Source organism: Cytobacillus firmus DS1 (assembly GCF_000565285.1).
Taxonomy (GTDB): Bacteria; Bacillota; Bacilli; order Bacillales; family Cytobacillaceae; genus Cytobacillus; species Cytobacillus firmus_A.
Genome location: NZ_APVL01000001.1, coordinates 117,049 through 131,430, shown reverse-complemented (window position 1 = coordinate 131,430; position 14,382 = coordinate 117,049). Strand labels below are relative to the sequence as shown.

Annotated in this window: 15 protein-coding genes; 4 read left to right on the top strand and 11 right to left on the bottom strand. The window is 41.5% G+C overall.

All coding sequences use genetic code 11. The features are described 5' to 3' along the window. Positions 1–142: 142 nt before the first annotated feature. Complete coding sequence (locus tag PBF_RS00725; protein WP_035325750.1) at positions 143–1,690, bottom strand: sigma-54 interaction domain-containing protein; 1,548 nt, start codon at positions 1,688–1,690, stop codon at positions 143–145. Positions 1,691–2,082: 392 nt separating this feature from the next. Between PBF_RS00725 and PBF_RS00720 the strand changes: the two genes are divergently transcribed. The 3 genes from PBF_RS00720 to PBF_RS00710 are packed head-to-tail and all read left to right on the top strand — an operon-like array spanning position 2,083 to position 3,795. Then, positions 2,083–2,268, top strand: coding sequence for a hypothetical protein (locus PBF_RS00720; protein WP_035325747.1), 186 nt, complete (start codon positions 2,083–2,085; stop codon positions 2,266–2,268). A gap of 1 nt (position 2,269) precedes the next feature. After that, on the top strand, positions 2,270–2,938 hold the full coding sequence (locus PBF_RS00715; RefSeq protein ID WP_430515274.1) for a pyridoxamine 5'-phosphate oxidase family protein: 669 nt from the start codon (positions 2,270–2,272) through the stop codon (positions 2,936–2,938). Between the two features lie 38 nt (positions 2,939–2,976). Continuing rightward, positions 2,977–3,795: an MBL fold metallo-hydrolase gene (locus PBF_RS00710; protein ID WP_035325742.1), complete on the top strand. Its 819-nt coding sequence runs from the start codon at positions 2,977–2,979 to the stop codon at positions 3,793–3,795. A gap of 492 nt (positions 3,796–4,287) precedes the next feature. Here PBF_RS00710 and PBF_RS00705 read toward each other — a convergent pair whose 3' ends face one another. The 3 genes from PBF_RS00705 to PBF_RS00695 form a co-directional block, all read right to left on the bottom strand. Continuing rightward, complete coding sequence (locus PBF_RS00705; protein ID WP_035326584.1) at positions 4,288–4,797, bottom strand: GNAT family N-acetyltransferase; 510 nt, start codon at positions 4,795–4,797, stop codon at positions 4,288–4,290. A 337-nt stretch (positions 4,798–5,134) separates the two neighbouring features. Beyond that, positions 5,135–6,118 carry an ABC transporter permease gene (locus tag PBF_RS00700; RefSeq protein WP_035326583.1) on the bottom strand — a complete coding sequence of 328 codons (984 nt, stop codon included), beginning with the start codon at positions 6,116–6,118 and terminating at the stop codon, positions 5,135–5,137. A 7-nt stretch (positions 6,119–6,125) separates the two neighbouring features. Continuing rightward, the gene (locus PBF_RS00695) at positions 6,126–7,052 is read right to left on the bottom strand and encodes an ABC transporter ATP-binding protein (protein WP_035325738.1); all 927 of its coding nucleotides are present in this window, start codon (positions 7,050–7,052) and stop codon (positions 6,126–6,128) included. Positions 7,053–7,159: 107 nt separating this feature from the next. Here PBF_RS00695 and PBF_RS00690 point away from each other — a divergent pair, with 107 nt between their 5' ends. Further along, a complete protein-coding gene (locus PBF_RS00690) occupies positions 7,160–7,930 on the top strand; it encodes an SGNH/GDSL hydrolase family protein (protein ID WP_035325733.1) in 771 nt (256 codons plus the stop codon). A gap of 135 nt (positions 7,931–8,065) precedes the next feature. Here the strand turns inward: PBF_RS00690 and PBF_RS00685 are convergent, their stop codons facing one another. From PBF_RS00685 to PBF_RS00655, 7 genes are all read right to left on the bottom strand, one after another. Continuing rightward, a complete protein-coding gene (locus PBF_RS00685; RefSeq protein ID WP_035325728.1) occupies positions 8,066–9,757 on the bottom strand; it encodes a methyl-accepting chemotaxis protein in 1,692 nt (563 codons plus the stop codon). 395 nt (positions 9,758–10,152) lie between these two features. After that, entirely contained in the window at positions 10,153–10,503 is a 351-nt protein-coding gene (locus PBF_RS00680; protein WP_035325726.1) for a YciI family protein, read from the bottom strand. Positions 10,504–10,994: 491 nt separating this feature from the next. Further along, on the bottom strand, positions 10,995–11,336 hold the full coding sequence (locus PBF_RS00675) for a DUF3147 family protein (RefSeq protein WP_035325723.1): 342 nt from the start codon (positions 11,334–11,336) through the stop codon (positions 10,995–10,997). Then, on the bottom strand, positions 11,320–11,745 hold the full coding sequence (locus PBF_RS00670; protein ID WP_035325719.1) for a MarR family winged helix-turn-helix transcriptional regulator: 426 nt from the start codon (positions 11,743–11,745) through the stop codon (positions 11,320–11,322). Before PBF_RS00670 ends, PBF_RS00675 begins: the two co-directional genes overlap by 17 nt. A gap of 305 nt (positions 11,746–12,050) precedes the next feature. Continuing rightward, a complete protein-coding gene (locus PBF_RS00665) occupies positions 12,051–13,265 on the bottom strand; it encodes a TerD family protein (RefSeq protein WP_035325718.1) in 1,215 nt (404 codons plus the stop codon). Positions 13,266–13,362: 97 nt separating this feature from the next. Further along, entirely contained in the window at positions 13,363–13,599 is a 237-nt protein-coding gene (locus tag PBF_RS00660; RefSeq protein WP_035325714.1) for a hypothetical protein, read from the bottom strand. Between the two features lie 127 nt (positions 13,600–13,726). Further along, on the bottom strand, positions 13,727–14,380 hold the full coding sequence (locus tag PBF_RS00655; protein ID WP_035325710.1) for an NAD(P)H-binding protein: 654 nt from the start codon (positions 14,378–14,380) through the stop codon (positions 13,727–13,729). Positions 14,381–14,382: the final 2 nt, after the last annotated feature.

The window sequence follows — 14,382 nt, the reverse complement described above, 5'->3', positions numbered from 1 at the left end:
TTTCTGTGCCAAAAGTAAAAAGGCGATAAAATCGGCTTTTTCCCTCATAAAGATAAAAAAACCGATGATAAAATTCATCGGTTTTTAAATAATCTGACTATTTAGTTCTCTTATCAGGCATTTGTTTCGATGAAATAATTCATCAGATATGATTCGATTTTGCATCACTTAAGCTAATACCCAGCTTTTTGGCCTTTTTTACGATAGTAGATTGGTCAACTTCTAAAATAGCGGCTGCTTTTCTTGTACTCCCATAAAGTTTTATTGCCTTTTCAATTGTCTCTTTCTCAACTTTTTCCACTATTTTCTTTAAACTGAGTCCTTCATTTACTGTTTTCACACCATCCAGCTCAATATTTAATAACTTCATTGCATGGTCAGCACTAAACCTCTTGAATTTTTCTGAAACGATCACCATTCGTTCTACCACATTTTGCAGCTCTCTTATATTTCCAGGCCAGTTATACCCTTTAAATACTTCGAATACTTCCTTTTCTAATTGCACTTCTTTACTATATTTTGCATTATAAATGTCCAAATAATGTCTGACTAATATCTCAATATCTTCTGACCGTATCCGAAGCGGCGGAATATGTATAGGAAATACATTTAACCGAAAATACAGGTCTTCTCTAAATTTCCCTTCTTTTACAAGCTCGTATAAATCGCAATTGGTTGACGCAAGGATCCGGACATTGAATTTAATCGGCTTTGTCCCGCCTATACGTGTTACTTCTTTTTCCTGAATAATCCTTAACAGCTTCGATTGAAGCTCAATCGGCATCTCCCCAATTTCATCCAGCAGCAAAGTACCTTTATCAGCCAATTCAAACATGCCGATTTTTCCTTTACTGGATGCACCGGTAAAAGAGCCGCTTTCATAGCCAAACAGCTCCGACTCCAGGAGACTTGCAGGAATGGCTGCACAATTGATCTTGATAAAAGGCTTGCCATGCCTCTCACTATTCATATAAATTTCATTCGCGACCACTTCTTTTCCAACGCCTGTTTCTCCAGTTATAAGGACCGTTACATCCAAATTGGCCACCTGGTGAATCATCTGAATAACAGGTTTCATCTCCTGACTTTCTCCAATTAAACTTTTGGACGTCTGCAATTTTCTGAGATGTTCAATTTCATATTGATTTTTCAGCTTATCCTTTTCAACCTCTTGCATACGCTTCTCTGAAGCAGCTAATTTTTCTTGCATTTCCAGTAAATCGGACATATCCCGATTGATTACAACGACCTTTTTAATATTGCCTTTCTGATCAAAAATGGGATTACCTGATGTCAGCACTTTGACCCCTGTTCGGATTTCGGCTACCGCATTAATTGGTTTTTTAGTTCTGATAATTTCAGGGGTAATGGCGTTCTTGTATAAACCTTCCTTCATCAGATCTCCCACGTACTTATTCAGGACTAAATCAGGAGCCAGGCCGGTTATTCTGCTGTAAGCTTTATTCACATATAACGTCTTTCCCTCTCCGTCAGAGATATAAATTCCATCATAAAGCTCATCACAAACCTGTTTATAGTCGCCTTCATTTAACTTTTTGATCTCTTCAAAAATGTTGAGCAGCCCTGTTTCCGTCTCTCTTTTATCAAGAGAATGGAGTGGCGAATTTTTAATTGTCTCTAACAACTCTTTTAAAAATTCCTGCGAAGAAAATAGTTTTTCTCTTGGCATAGCACCCTTACACCCCCAGTTTTCTATATTTTTAAGTATTCAAACAACTTAAAGATAATTATAGAATTATGGAAGACTTATATTCAAGAACGTTGAATGTATTTACGGGAAAGTCTTTATGAAGATTCCTTTTACCAAAACACCCTGAAAATGGATATTTATGTTAACATATTAAATACATTCCCTTATCCTTTAACCGATTCAGTATCTCATGATTCAGTTTTATGATATATTCCTGCTCTTTCTTGATTTCGTACTGTCTTAAAGCAATAAATAGGAAAAAACACAAACAAAGAATAACGAAAAACAGCCAGAACATATCCGCAGCAAAGACCATACCACTGCCTCCATTTAAGTATATGGCCTATTTTAAAAGGAAAGCGGTGAAAAAGTTGAGAAAGAATAAACGAATATTACTAAGCCTGTTTGCCATCCTCATTTGTCTTGCGCTATTTGTGATTGGAATTCTATTTGCCGGAAAAATGCCTTTCCTTACCGTGCTGGGGATAGCCGGACTTAGTGGAATCTATTATGTTGTGTTCCGGCTTGTAAAGACATCAGCGGAGATTGAAAAATAGCATAAAGCATGATGAAAAGGAGATAGACATGAATACAAACTATAAAAATATCATAACCACAAAAGAAGAATTTGCGTCTTTTCGGGAGGAAATCGGCCAGCCGAGTGCGCGTGCCGCCGGCAAAGTCATTTCTTTCATTGATGAGCATTGCATTGATTTTATTTCCAAATCGCCTTTTTTAATGATGTCCACTTCAGATGGTGCCGGGAAATGTGATGTTTCGCCAAGGGGGGATTCTCCCGGTTTTGTGACAGTTCTTGACCGAAAGCATCTATTTATTCCGGAACGGCCGGGCAATCGAAGAATGGATACCGCTCATAATCTTATCGAAAACCCCAATATTGGTCTTCTTTTTCTCATACCTGGGCTTGGAGAAACACTAAGAATTAATGGTAAAGCTTACATCTGCCGTGACCCGGAGCTGTTAGAAATGAGTATAGCCAATGGCCGCACTCCATTATTTGGCATTTTAGCAGAAGCAGAGGAATGCTTTATCCATTGTGCAAAAGCATTGATCCGATCGGGATTATGGAACGGGGAGTCATGGCCTGCTAAAGAAGCCCTTCCTTCCGCCCCTGCTATGCTGGCAGCCCATACAAACCTGCCGAATCAAACCGCTGAACAAGTGGAGAAGGATCTTCAGGAGAGTTATAAAAACAGATTGTATTAAGGAAAATATACAGCGCGGATAAAAGGAGCTGAACAGGTTTGCTGGTTAAAAAGAAAGCATCAGCGGGAAAGAAAAACGGCGTTTCCTATCTAAATGGCCAAATTAAGTTTCAGGGTGTTTCCTTAAATGTGTACAGCTTTTTAACGGATGGGGTCTTAATCGACACCGGGGCACAGTCTCTCCATAAATTTTTTGAACCATTCATTGATGAAGCAGACTTTGACCAGATCATGATCACCCATTTTCATGAAGACCATTCCGGCTGTGCAGCATATGCAGCAAAAACGAAGAAATTGCCCATTTTCTTAAACGAATCATCCATTCCTTCCTGTGAAAAAAGGGCTGATTATCCCTTATACAGGCAGCTTTTTTGGGGCAGAAGGAAGCCATTTCACGCCCAGGCGATGCCGGATTCCTTTTCCTCCCGAAAAGCGCACTGGGATGTTATCGACACTCCCGGCCATGCTTTCGATCATAAAGCTTTTTTAAACCGGGAAACCGGCCAACTGTTTACGGGTGATTTATTTGTCAGTGAGAAGACCAAGGTGGTTTTAGCTGAAGAAAGCATTCCGGAAATTATCCGCTCCCTTGAACGCGTTCTAACCTATGACTTTGAAGATGTATTCTGCAGCCACGCAGGCTTTGCAGAAAATGGACGCGCTTCACTTCAGCGAAAACGGGACTATTTGCTGTCCATCCAGGATGAAGTATTCTCACTGTATAAAGAAGGGCATCCCGCTGACGCGATCTGCCAGAAGCTGTTCCCGAAAAAATACCCGATCGTAAAATTTTCACGCGGCGAGTGGGATTCCCGGCACATCGTCACATCGATCCTGGAGGAATGCAGCACACGGTAAGCAGACTCGTCATGGAGCGATTTTCTATGATTCTTTGCCCGTTTTTGCACAGTTGAATTGCGAATTTTCTTAACAATCATACACTTATAATGTAATAATTTTACATAAGGAGAGGATTCTTTTGTCTATCACCACGATTATCAAAGAAGCTGCCATTCATTCGCCAGTGGAATTCGTTTGGTATGCCTGGACTATTTCCGAATGAGTGTCTGAGTGGTTTGACCTGAAGCAGCCATTGAAGCCAGGAAAGCGGGAAGGGCGAAAGCAAAATATGCTGCCAGCCCTAAAGGATTGATTCATGGTTCCATTTGCGGGTCCTTCTTTTAAGAAGACTCGCCAAAATAACAATGATTTTGTTAACAAAATGGCTTATAAAAAAGCAAAACTCGCCCTGAAATTGTCGAGTTTTCATTATTATTTATATCGGCTCCTCTTTGACTAATGCATCCTATAGTATGAGTATAATATTTCACAGTCTACAATTTTTCTTACTCAAGTCAAATTTTTATAGTAAATAATAGTTGCATCGAAGTTACCGTTTTCGGACATTGCATAAGCAGGTATCCGTCCAGCATTCGTATATCCTAATAAATTATAAAGTAAGTTAGATGGATCACCTTCTCTAGTATCGAGGACCAATAATGTTCGACCCAATTTAAAAGCTGTTTCATGAGCCTTCTCCATTAATAAACGGCCAATTCCATTCCGTCGATAATTCGGGTGAGTCATTAATTTTGCAATTTCAGCTCTATGTCTCCCATTCTGTTTTGAGCAAAGATGTAATTGCACACTACCAACTATTTCGTTGTTGACCTTAGCAACTAAAAGAATTACGTCAGGATTTAGTATGCTTTCCCAATATTTATTCGCCTCTGAAAGTTCTAGAGGTGGTAAAAACCCAATAGAGGCACCGTCCCTAACAACATCTATAAGAAGGTTTACAAGATCATATATATGTTCTTCAACTTTGATACATTTTTCTATTTTTATATTACTTGCTATTTTTCCCAAGAAAAGCCCCCTAACTCATTCTTATATGGATAAATATACCACACAAAGAATCCAATAAAAGAAAGATGTAAAAAAATCTAACGTAATTTTTTTAAGTTTAAAGTTAAAATTCAACTTTTGTCATTTTATTTAAACCTGCTCCTTTTACAAAAAAAGAGAAAGAGGCGATGGCTAAATAATCGCCTCGTGTTAGGCTAATCAACGAAACATACCGAATAGCCAAGTCATATGGATTGGAACACCCACAATAATCATTCCTGAAGCTAGGTGAAAAAATCCTCTCCTGCGACAGCTTTATCAAGCGCTCTTCTACTTGTCCACCGGGATCTCAATACATATCCTTCTGAGTAAAATTCCAAAAAGCCACAGCCAGGCAGCCTGCCGTCCAAACCCCTAGCACTGTCAGCGAAAACGGCAGGGACATCCCTTCAATCGGCGGTGCCTGGCCTTCCAGGTAGTTAATCAGATCAAAGTTCAAGTTCACCAGGTATTTGGAGCTCGTCCAGCTTGAGCCGATGGAAGACAGCAGGGTCCCTGCGATTAACACAGCCATCATGGCCCCAATTCCCGTCGCTGTATTTTTCACCAGGACGGAGATCATCAGGCTTATCGTTCCAACGACCGCTGTAACCACCCATGCAAGCCCGGCTGACATCAGCAGGTATTTCCACATCGGCAGGGTATGAATGTACTCCGTTGCAAACTCACCGGATGCAGAAGCTTGAAATCCGGTTAAGATAGGTGCGGTCCAGCCGTCATATCCGAGGACGATCCCTGAAATTCCATAACAGACAATCACGGTTGCTGCCATCACCATGGAGGTATACAGCAAAACCGTCAGCCATTTGGCCATCAGGATTCTCCATCGTTTAACCGGCCGGGACAGTAATGTTTTGATTGTGCCATCATTGTATTCCCCGCTGACAATATCCGCCATGATAATGATAATGAAAAGGGGAAGGACAAGTGTGACTCCCTGCGATAAAAAGATGCGGATAAACGTAGGGGCTCCAGGATAGTTCGGGTTGATATCGTTGTCCAGATAATACTGCTTTTGTTTCAGATCAAATTCGAGGAACTGTCTGAACTCGTCCTGGATTCCGCTCGATGCCAGCCGATTCTGCCGGTCGACAATTTCCTGCTGAAGCTCCACCCTCCAGTCCAGAGTGCCCTGTTTTTCGATTTTCTCCTGTATCTCCCGGTATTGGGCGTATGTAAACATCGACACCAGAATGACTAATATAACGCCGACAACCGCGAGGCGTTTTTTGGAAGCGATCTTCATCACTTCATTGCGGATCAGGCCAACCATATTCGGATTAGACAATATGATCGCCTCCTGTCAAACTGATAAATAGATCCTCCAAGGTCTGCACTTTCCTTTCAATCGTCCATACCTCAATGCCTGCTTTCATGAGGGCTTCATTCAGGATTGAGGTTTTGCTTTCATCCATCAGCGTGTGTACCGTATGGTCATCGTACAGTTCTGCCGCCTGGACATGCGGGGATTCCTGTAAAATAGCAAGCGCACGGAAAGAGTCACTGACTCTCCAGTCCACACCGGCGGACAGTGCACCAACCAGATCACTCACACTGCCGACCTTTACAATTTTTCCATGGGTCATAATAGCCACACGATCCGCCAGCAATTCGATTTCACTTAAAATATGACTGGAAACGAGAACCGAAAGACCCGTTTCATCAACCAGCTTTCGGATAAATAGGCGAAGATCCTTGATTCCCATCGGGTCCAGTCCATTCGTTGGTTCATCCAGTATCAGGACATCCGGGCGGCCCAGCAATGCCTGGGCAATCCCAAGCCGCTGCCGCATCCCTAAAGAATAGGTCCGCACCTGGTCATCGATTCTGGCTGTCAGATCCACCAGATCAATGACTTCCTGTATCCGCTCTTCATCCACATCAGGCAGCATCCGGGCAAACATCTGCAGGTTTTCGCGGCCGCTTAAATACTTATACAGCTCCGGATTTTCGACGATGGACCCAAGGCGCTGCATCGCCTGAACGAATTGCTTTCTTACATCAAAGCAGCAGATGTGAATCTTACCGGACGTTGGCTTAATGAGCCCGACAAGCATCCGGATCGTAGTGGTTTTCCCGGCGCCATTCGGACCGAGGAACCCAAAGACTTCGCCTGGATAAATATCAAATGATATATTATTAATAATCGTTTTCTTTCCAATGATTTTCGTTACATTTTCCAATTGTACTGTTGGCTTTACGCTCATAGCATCACCCCTGTTCTATTCTAACTAAATTTTCGCGCAATAACTCTTTTGAATACTCCATTTGAGAAAAAAATTGGTACAATCGCTTTAGAAGGAGAGGACAAAACATGAAAAAATGGATGTGGCCGTTATTTATCACCCTATCCCTTGCCCTGACAGTTCTGTTTGGATATGGACTTGCCAGTGCCTATATGGATGTTACCAGCCCGCCACGGGGAGAAATTTTGGAGAAAACAGAAGAAAGTCCTGCCACTCCCGGCGATGCCTATGTCGCTCTTGGGGATTCATTAACAAGAGGTGTCGGCTCGTCAAAAGGGGAAGGTTTTGTCTCGCTGGCTGGAAAAGAGCTTAAAGAAAACAAGATTGTGGATCGTTTCCAAAACCTTGGGGTGCGAGGCGCCAGAATGGAAGATCTATTAACACAGCTCGAACAGAAGGAAGTCAGGAGATCTCTTGAGGAAGCTAAAATAATCTCCATCACTATTGGAGGCAATAACCTTTTTAATAGCGGGGAGATACTGGAGAAATATTCAGAGGAAACCGCCCTGGACATCTTGGAGACCGAAATTCCAAATCTGGAGAAAACATTCAAAAGCATTCGCGAAAACAATCCGAATGCCGTCATCGTCTACATGGGACTGTATAATCCTTTCAAGCAATCGCCCAACGGAGACTCCTTTGATTCCGTCATCCAAAAATGGAATGAGGCCGCCAGGACATTAGGCTTGAAATACCGTGTTCAAGTAGTGGATACCTTCAATCTGGTCACAGATGCCAAACGTGATCTTTCCAGTGACCTCTTCCATCCGAATGATGCCACTTATCAGGAGATGGCTGAAAGCCTGTCACTTGTCATTGAAAAAAATATCGTTGAATAACCAAAAGGTGAATCTGCAGCATGCGCGCAGATTCACCTTTTATGAGTTTACATTCGCGGGATCACCTGAAACCTGTATGAAAGGCTTTCTTCTAACGCCTGTAATCCGATATTCTTTTCCTAAGCCAGCAAGCCTTTAGAACTTGAACCGGCTTACTGTATCTTGAAGCTGCTCAGCCATTTCCGATAAATTATGGGCTGAAGCAGACACTTCTTCCATAGAGGCGAGCTGTTCTTCAGCTGATGCAGCCACGCCTTGACTATGCATAGAAGATTCTCTTGAAATAGCTGTCACTCCTGTTACAGCCGCAGAAATTTCCTGGGTGCTGGCAGACATTTGCTGAGCGGTCGCTGCCATGCCATCAACCTTTAGTCCTATATCCATCATGAATCGTAATATTACCTCAAAACTCTTCTGTGTTCGGGAGACTATTCCCAAACCATTTTCAACTTCCCGCTTTACTGAATTCATTGAATCTGTAGATTGGTTCATATCATTCTGAATTTGCCGGATCAACTCAGAGATTTGAGAAGAAGATTCCTGGGATTGTTCAGCCAGCTTTCTTACCTCGTCTGCAACTACAGCAAAGCCTTTGCCATGCTCCCCTGCTCTTGCCGCTTCAATTGCAGCATTTAGCGCCAGCAGATTGGTCTGACTGGCAATATCGATAATCACTTTTGAGATATTCTCAATTTGCTTCGACCTCTCATTTAAAAGCAGGACTTCCTTGCTGGTTTCGATCACAGTGGTATGAATCAGGGTCATCTGCTGAGAAGTTTGTTCTACATATTTGCCCCCTTCATCTGCACGGGCTCCCACTTCAGCAGTATTTTCGGCTATTTCTGCAGAAGACTCCGCAATCGCTGCAATGCCGCTTGTTAATTCTTCTAATGCTTTTGCACTTTCTTCTATGCTTTGGGTCTGTATTTCCGCTCCGCCGGCAACCTGCTGTATGGCTTCCGTAATTTGTTCAGTTGCCTTGCTGGTCTGTTCTGCCCCTGCAGTTAACTCCTCTGATGAAGCGGCTACCTGATCGGAAGTCCCCAAAACCTCTCTGATCATGGTTATTAAATTCTCCTTCATTTCATTGTAGCTTTTTGAAAGATCTGTTAGCTCATCACCCGCATCATCTATTACTTCTGCAGTAAAATCCCCTCTGCCAGCCAGTTCTAATGCACTTTTAACAGCTGCAAGACGCTTCTGCAGCCTTTTAGTAAACCAGAAGACAACTAGAGATGCAACAGCAGCAACAATTAAGATAAGGATAAGGAACTTTGACATGAAGTCCGATAGAATTTTATCAATAATGGTTTGGGGAGCGCCAACATACAAGATTCCAACTGTTTCTCCGCTCTTATTTTTCAGCGGCATGTAGGCTGTTTGAAAGGTATTGCCTGTAACTTTCGCTTCCCCATAATATTTTTCACCTTTTTTAAGTACAACTTCACCCACTTCAGGTGAAACAGCGGTTCCAATATTTCTCTCACCGTTTACAAAGACATTCGTTGTAATGCGAGTATCCCCCTGGAAAATGGTAACCGAATCACCAGTATCCTGGCCTATTGCATCAACAAGTTCAAAATCATTATTAAAGAGGTGATCTCCTCTATACAGCTTGCCATTTCGGATTTCCCATTCACCAGGAAACTTATTCCGTATGTACCTTTCACTTAAACTAAGGTCACCCTTAGCTTTTTCAATTGCAAATGCCTTAATCCCCTTGGTTACTTCATTTACAACAACTCCTCCGATAATAACAGACAGCAGCAGTACGATGCTAATTACAATTAAGTTGATTTTTGTTCCTAACTTGAATTTGAAACTCAATTCAACATCACTCCTTTTTGAAATAAAAATGTTTTCCTGACTGAACTATAAATAAAATATAGTTTCACCCTCCTTTCCACAATAAAAAAAAACACTCACTTATCTTGAAATACAAGAAAAGGAAGTGTTTTAGGAATCTGGCAGGAGCGCTGCCCATTCTAAAAGTTCCGTTTTAAATAAGTTTTAACGTGTATCAGCCAACAGGGTCCCTATTCTGAATACACCAAAAGACCTATTTGATTACATTTATGTTCAACAACTTCTAAATTATAGCAAAAAGACCATATTATTCAATACCTTTTACCTATTAGTACGTTAGAAATGTTTTCCAAATGAAAACTGTTTACCCTGTCATTTTCCATTGGATTTTCCGAATCCCCAGACAGCTCCGAAAGCTAAAACACTTCCCGCAATTCAATCTGGCCTTCCCCATGTCCTTGCGGATCCGGCATCCGCATGGCCCACTCGATCGCTTCTTCCCTCGAATTCACATCAATCAGGATGAACCCGGCAGTCAGTTCTTTCGATTCAGTAAATGGGCCTTCCGTAACCACAGGCTTTTCCCCTGGTCTCGGATAGGAAATGCGAATTCCGTTTGAACTTGGATGAAGTCCTTTAGCCATAACCCGCACGCCCGCCTTAACTAGTTCTTCATTGTACTTCGTCATGGCTTCCATGAGCTCAGGGCTTGGGCGCTTTCCGGCTTCCGAATTCTTTGAGGCTTTGACAATCAGCATAAATAGCATAACTATTTCCTCCTTCTTTTTTAGAGGCTCATCAGCATTCATTTCTTCTTCCGTACTATCCGCTTCATTAGAACAATAAGAAATTCAACAATAACGGCGGTTAATCCTTCTTGCATCAACGGACCCTTACTTTAAGTACATTACTTCACAGTCCTTTTTACACAAAAAAACTCAATCACTTAAATGGGTTGTCCATTCAAAAAGGCGCTTCCTTATTATAGAGAAGCGCCCGACTGTGCCAGATATAACTTCTTTGAAAGCTCCTATTTAACCTCCTTGTACTATTACTCTTTTAAACATCTTTCGATAAGCTTTAGAAGCTGGCAACAAAGCAAACAGCCATAAGGGCGGGAAGCAACCTCAAAAGGGCAAATGGGGTTTCAAATAAATGCCGTTTAAATCCTTTTCAATTAACCTCTATATGTTCAAAAAGAAAAACCGCCTAGTTGGCAGCCGATCTTAAATATAAGCATCCCGTAAGGACATATATTCTAATTCATAATATTTTTCACAATCAGATCTTGAGCAAAATAAAACATCAGCCACCCTGCGATCCCCATACTTAATGCCGCATATAAATTTATGGAATGTTTCAGAGCAAATCCTATAATTAGCAGCATCACCACTGTTCCCGGCAGTCCCCACACCACACTAATCGCAAACTTACTTAATTTGTCCATTTGCACTCCCTGTGTGTAGAGCCATATAATACTCAAAAGACTTACGATCGGTAAGGCAGCAATCATTCCGCCCTGTTGAGGATATCTTCGGGAAATTTCTGTAATAACGCCTATTATGAGAGCTGAAATAATTACCTTAAAGATCGTGAACATCCTTTGCTCTCTCCTTTAATAATGTAAATGCCTCTAATATTCTTTGCCTTTCTTCATCGCTCATTCGTTCGAATAGAACTTGTCTCAGCTTATCTTCATCTAAACTGGAATGTCGATATAAGACATCGATTCCCAAATCAGAAAGTCTTAAAATAACCTTTCTTTCATCCTTGCTGCTGCGGGTTTTGAATACATACTTTTTTTCGATTAAGCGTTTAATATGCTCAGAAGCTGTGTTATGAGACACTTGAATCGCTTCCGCAACTTCTTTGATTCCTGCTTCTTCTTCCTTTTGAATCACTTGTAAAATGCGGACGCTTTGATGAGTGATTTTTTCTTGGTGGATATACCTTAATTGATAGTAAATGTCCGTCCAAAGATGATTTAACAGGGCAATTTCTTTAGTCACAAAACTCCTCCTTATATCGTAATTCAGGAATATATCTTATAATACGATACAAACACATATTTCGCAACTGCTCTTGCGCTAACCTTCCCGTCAGCCGAAGAAGAATAGCGAGCTCCAGCACCACCTTTGGGACATTTTCAATCTCTCAAGAATAAAATGGACAATAAACCGATTATGGAAAATTTGACATGAGTTACTTGCATCCCTTTATACTAAGGCGCTGATATAAATGAAGCTGGCTAGAGATTCCTCCAACCAGCTTTTTTTCTATCATCAATCTATTTTTTTTGCTATAAATCTACTCTTCACAAATCTCCAATATCCGGTTTATTGGACTGTACCTGGTTAATATTCAGAACCTTTGGGTCTGCTCCATTCGTATTGTCTATTTTACAGATGATGCACCATCTGCCTTTTACTTTTGAAGTTAACGGAACTTCTATATCATCTCCATTGCCGGTTTTGACGAGGACGCGGCCATCGTATCTGGCAAAGTTCTCCCCTTTGGAGATGAAGCCGAGAAACCGGAAGATATTCGTGGCAATGAGGACTGAGTCCAAATCCTTCAGCGTTTTGATCGTCAGGTTTTCTGCATTGTTTCCTGACGTGTTTCCAACACCGGAGTCTCTATCAAGCTTAATAAATGGAGAGGCATGGAACCCGCCCTTATTGCCAAAGTAAATATGGCCAAACTCGCCTTTTTTGGTTTTATAAAAAGCGTGCAGATCCAAATCAACACCCTTTGTCCATTTGAGCCTGACTTTAACATTTTCAATTTTGGCAGCTTTTCTGAGTGAAACCCCTTCTCCGGGCTTATCCAATGTGATTTTCCGAAGCTTAATCGGCTGATGCTGAGCAGCTGGCTCGGGCACGCTAGGCGGTTCGGGTTTTACTGCAGTCTCTTGTAAAATAGGACTTTCTATTTCCAGCGCAGATGCCGCCTCAAAAGCCCCGCTCTCCTGTTCTTCTTCCACTTCAATGCCAAAATGATTGCACAGTGCAGCGAGTCCGCCGGAAAAACCGCCGGTATTGGCTGAAAACTTCCAATCTCCGTTTCTATTATATAATTCACCTAATACTAAAGTGTTTTCAATCGTAAAAGATCCCAGCTTATAAGAAAGCAGTTCTTCCCCCGTTGCTGCATTGCTGAATAAAATAGAAGCATTGCTCATTTCTGAGAAAGCCTGATTCTTTTTATCACCCTCATAGATGGTAAGCGTAAAAACAAGCTTTTCGATAGAAGGTGTTATTAAAGGCAAATTTATATTAAATAATTCGGTGCTTCTACCAGTCTCTGCAATCACAGAATGCTGTACAGAACGGTCCGTCGAAACACTATTGCCATAAAAAATCATAGAGGAATCATCAGGGCAATGCCCATTCTGATCGGCCATGAATACAGCTGCATCTATATCATAAGCATCAGGACTTTCCCAGTTGATCCGGATAGCAAGCTGCGATAAATCTGGCCATGTTTTTGTTATATCAATACGGGATCCCTTTTGAATGTCGGCTGTCATATTTTTTGCTCCTTTATTACCTGTTTACTGATATGATAGCTCATTCTACCAATAACTTCCAAATTTGAGAGAAGCCATTCCGACCGGAACCGCTTTTCTACCATTTATTATTCCACTTATTCCTATTATTTTGATATTCCCCCCTGAAAACATAATCAGCACTTTTATCTGAGCTCCATTGGCCCAAAAACGTGGAAATTGTCATAAATATCCCGCCAATAAGAAAACCGGCCATATAATAGCCCATAAAAAATAAAACAAAGGAACCTATAAGCGTAAGAACCATGATTGTCAGCAGCCAATTTTTAATTTGCTCTTTTGTTTCATGCTTCATCTTATCCCGCCTTATCGGAAAGTAGAGTTGTATTTATTTTCTAAATATTACCTCTATTTTAACATAAATTCCCTGTTCAACAGCATAAAAAATAACCTTGACCTCTTGGATCAAAGTTATCAGGTTCCTACTCAAACTTCCCGGCACATTCCCGAATCGCTTCACCTTCAAGCGTAAAAATGCCGCTTCTTGGCGGTTTCACGGATTGAATCATGGCTTGAGCCAATATTTCTGTCGGCAGCGGTTCCTGAGAACGAAGCAGTCCGAATTTATTAAAAAACTTTACGGCTTTCATTCCGGCAACCTCCATGGTTCTATCACTATTTTTTCGTACCAGCACAGGCGGCTTAATGATTGTCACGCCAGGAAACCCTAAATCTTTTACCGATTCCTCCAACTGCCCCTTCATCCTTGGATAAAAAAAGCGAGAATTAGGCGATGAGCCTCCTGAAGATACTAAAACATAATGACTGACATGGTTTTCTCTGGCTATTTTGGCAAACTGGTATTGGTAGTCGTAATCGATTTTCCATTGCGCTTCTTTACTTCCCGCAGCTTTTAAGGTCGTTCCCAAACAAGAAAACAAGACATCGCCTTTCACCGAATGCTTCCATTGCCCGGATTGGTCAAAGTCAATCACATGAACCTTTAATTTCTCATGCTTGATAGGAAGATCCCGCCTGACAAAAACATCTACCTGATGAAAGTACTCATCTTCCAGCAGCAAATCCAGCAGGTCCTTGCCTGTTGCTCCCGTAGCTCCTATTACTAATGCGTGCATTT

Excerpts from the sequence above, each read along its gene's own strand:
- PBF_RS00680 (WP_035325726.1), bottom strand. The coding sequence starts at position 10,503 with ATGCTATTTATGCTGATTGTCAAAGCCTCAAAGAATTCGGAAGCCGGA.
- PBF_RS00700 (WP_035326583.1), bottom strand. The coding sequence starts at position 6,118 with ATGGTTGGCCTGATCCGCAATGAAGTGATGAAGATCGCTTCCAAAAAA.
- PBF_RS00675 (WP_035325723.1), bottom strand. The coding sequence starts at position 11,336 with ATGTTCACGATCTTTAAGGTAATTATTTCAGCTCTCATAATAGGCGTT.
- PBF_RS00725 (WP_035325750.1), bottom strand. The coding sequence starts at position 1,690 with ATGCCAAGAGAAAAACTATTTTCTTCGCAGGAATTTTTAAAAGAGTTG.
- PBF_RS00655 (WP_035325710.1), bottom strand. The coding sequence starts at position 14,380 with ATGCACGCATTAGTAATAGGAGCTACGGGAGCAACAGGCAAGGACCTG.
- PBF_RS00695 (WP_035325738.1), bottom strand. The coding sequence starts at position 7,052 with ATGAGCGTAAAGCCAACAGTACAATTGGAAAATGTAACGAAAATCATT.
- PBF_RS00665 (WP_035325718.1), bottom strand. The coding sequence starts at position 13,265 with ATGACAGCCGACATTCAAAAGGGATCCCGTATTGATATAACAAAAACA.
- PBF_RS00690 (WP_035325733.1), top strand. The coding sequence starts at position 7,160 with ATGAAAAAATGGATGTGGCCGTTATTTATCACCCTATCCCTTGCCCTG.
- PBF_RS00660 (WP_035325714.1), bottom strand. The coding sequence starts at position 13,599 with ATGAAGCATGAAACAAAAGAGCAAATTAAAAATTGGCTGCTGACAATC.